This window comes from Flavobacterium sp., assembly GCF_027531705.1.
Taxonomy (GTDB): Bacteria; Bacteroidota; Bacteroidia; order Flavobacteriales; family Flavobacteriaceae; genus Flavobacterium.
This window is the reverse complement of sequence record NZ_JAPZSP010000032.1, coordinates 1-2,978: the sequence shown is the minus strand read 5'-3', so window position 1 is coordinate 2,978 and position 2,978 is coordinate 1. Positions and strand designations below refer to the sequence as shown.

The following is a 2,978-nucleotide window of genomic DNA, read 5'->3' as shown; positions in this document are numbered from 1 at the left end:
AAAGAACAATCACGAGAATTTATAATTGGAGATTTTGGTGAAAAGGAAATTGACGGCATAATTAAACAATTAGAACAATCCATAGGGAAACTTGATAAAGATATAAAAAACAGGATTAAAGAAAGCTCACAAGGTTTACCTTGGCTTACTAAAAAATTGTGTATTCATATTTTTGAGCAAATTCAAGGAGGACTAAAAAAAGATAAACTTATTGAATCAAATCTTAATATAATAGATTTATTTGAAAAGGATAAAGAAAGAATAGAACCTGAAGAATTAAATGGTTTAAAATTAATTGCTCAAAAAGCATATGAAGGAGCATTTTTTGAAATTTCAGAAGTTGGAGAATCTATTGAAAGTAAAATAATAGATTCATTATTAAATAAACGTTTAATAATTAAATCAGGTGCTAATTACAATATTTATTGGGACATATTTAGAGATTATTTAGTTACAAACATTATCCCTACTATTGGCGAGAGTTATTTGATAAGACAACGTGTAACATTATGTTTAGAAGTTTTTTTACTTTTCAAAGATTCAGTAAAACCACAAACTATTGAAACAATTCTAAAAAAACATATAAAGAGTATAGGGAAAACTAGTCTTGAAAATATTTTAATAGAATTGAGGAATTTTGGTCTAATTAAAAAAAATGATGATTTTTATAGTGTTGCAAAAAAAGAAATAGAAATCACAGAAAATGGTTTTATTACATTCATTACACATAAATTCCAAAATTACACACCTTATTTAGAATTGAAGAAAATGAATTTAAATTCAATCACTAAAGATGATATAACAACTGTTTTAAAGTCAATATTTAAACAAGATTTCAAAGATAAAACCTGGGAAGCATATTCATTAAATCTAATTAGTTGGTTTTTACAATCTAAATTAGATATTAAATCAAAAATTAAGGAACCACAAAAAGGACGAAGTACAAAAACACAATTATCTTTAAAATCCGATAATGTAATTCCTAGAAGTTCATTAAAAGAAATTTCAAGTGTTTTAAAATTAATGAAAGAAGCTGATTATTCCATTAATAGTAAATATTATAGAGATTTACTATTACTTAACATAATTGATGAAAACAAAGTTATTACTGTTATTGGTTCTCAAATTATTGAACTTAAGGATGAAAATTTAAAAATCTCACTTAAAAAACAATTAAATAAAAACAAAAAAATAATTGAATTGCAAAAGATTTTGAAATTGAAACCAAAAACACAAGCTAAAGAATTAGTAAAAAATTTACCAACTAATTTTTTTGACGGTAAAGCAGAAAGTTCAAAAATTATTTACGCATCAGTAGCCTTAACTTGGGTTAAATAGAAACAGCAGCCACCAACACACGCTACAAGCAATTTGGGGATTTGGCTTAATTGGAAAATTGGTTTGTATTTGGAAGATTTGGCAAATCCAAAAATAGGGCTTAATTTAGTCCCAAACTACTTGTAGCGCGGGAACGTTAGGGTGTATAGCCTTTGAAAATCAACAGTTTATTTCAATCCGAAACTTTAGTTTGGAAAATTCATAACGAAGCAGAAACCGAGCTGACCGAAATCTGAACCGAAATCTGAACCGAAATTCGAACCGAAATTCGAACCGAAATCTGAAACTTAATTGTTGCGGACAAAGAAACCTGAACTGCTTTATGGAAAACCGAAAGCGGAATTTTTTTGTCGATTTTCCTTGATGTTTATCTGAAGTTTGAATTTCAACAGCGGAAACTATTTGGAACGGAAATCTGAAGGTGGAAAAGTTACCGAAATCGGAATCGACAATTGGAAAGTCTAATCGTTCGTGCTAAGCATCGTCAAGCTACACACCCTAACACACGCTACAAGCAAGCTGGGCAATTGGCTTAATTTGAAAATGGTTTTGTGTTTGAGAAATTTGTGTTTAACCGAAAAATTACGCATCTTTAACCCCAGCCTGCTTTTAGCGCGGGGACGTTGTGCGTAATACTAAAAATGCTCTAATGAAAAAATATTTCATATTCACAATTTTCTTTCTTTCACTATTTAGTTGCAATAATCAAAGCAATTCTGAAATTGTTTTAGAAGAAAAATACACTGAAATAGTTAACAACAAATTAGTTTATGAAGTAATTAATTCTGTACTTTCAGATAAAGATAATGTATACAGATATTGTGACGCAGTATTGAATAGAAAAACAGTGATTTTTTTAAATAATGATTCAACATTTATAAAGAAATTTGACACTATTTTTTCTAAAAATGACAAAAAGTATATACTAAAACAATATCGAAATGGAAACAAATTTATATTAAACCAAAAGTTCATACAAAACAAAAAAGTTATCGAATTTGATACGCTGACAATAAGTTCAAAAGAAAGAAAAGCTAAATTTTGGGAGAAAGTAAGAAAAGAGAATAATTGTGTTGGCTATTTATATGTTCCATTATTTAATCTTAAAAAAGATTTAGCAATTATTGAATGTGGAGATTCTGGAGAAGGTGGAACATTCATATATAGACTTAATCGAAATAAAAAATGGGAATTATTCAAAACAATAGAAAAGTGGATTGAATAAAAGTACTACGCACAACAGCAGTTACAAGAAATTGCTAGGCTTGGTTTTTATCAGAAATGGTAATTGTTGAATCAATGTTTTTTCTATATTTGTAATTGAAAGTGAATGAAGTACGCAACTTCTTGTAGCTGCCAAACGTTGGCAGACAGTTTCGAGAAACAGAAAACTAATAAAATATAATTTAAATAAAAGTTATGAAAAATATAATCAAAATTTTAACAGTATTTTTAATAGTTAGTTGTACACAAAATGATGATAAACAACTAAATGATGAAGTTTATGATGGTAATGGTGGAATTTCTTGTGAAGTAAATGGAGAAGTTTTGAAACCAAGTACTGCAATTCTTTACAATAATAAACGATTTTCTTTTGGAACAAATGCGAATAACATTTCACTTTTATCAATAGATTTTAC

Annotated in this window: 3 protein-coding genes; all 3 read left to right on the top strand. The window is 27.8% G+C overall.

The window, feature by feature from the left end:
* Positions 1–1,338, top strand: a 1,338-nt coding sequence (locus O9267_RS12125) for a hypothetical protein (RefSeq protein WP_298179915.1), incomplete at its 5' end; no start/stop codon positions are given.
* Between the two features lie 649 nt (positions 1,339–1,987).
* Positions 1,988–2,563 (top strand): hypothetical protein, encoded by a 576-nt coding sequence (locus O9267_RS12120; protein ID WP_298179914.1) that lies wholly within the window; start codon positions 1,988–1,990, stop codon positions 2,561–2,563.
* A 194-nt stretch (positions 2,564–2,757) separates the two neighbouring features.
* A partial coding sequence (locus O9267_RS12115) for a hypothetical protein (RefSeq protein WP_298179912.1) occupies positions 2,758–2,978 on the top strand: 221 nt, incomplete at its 3' end.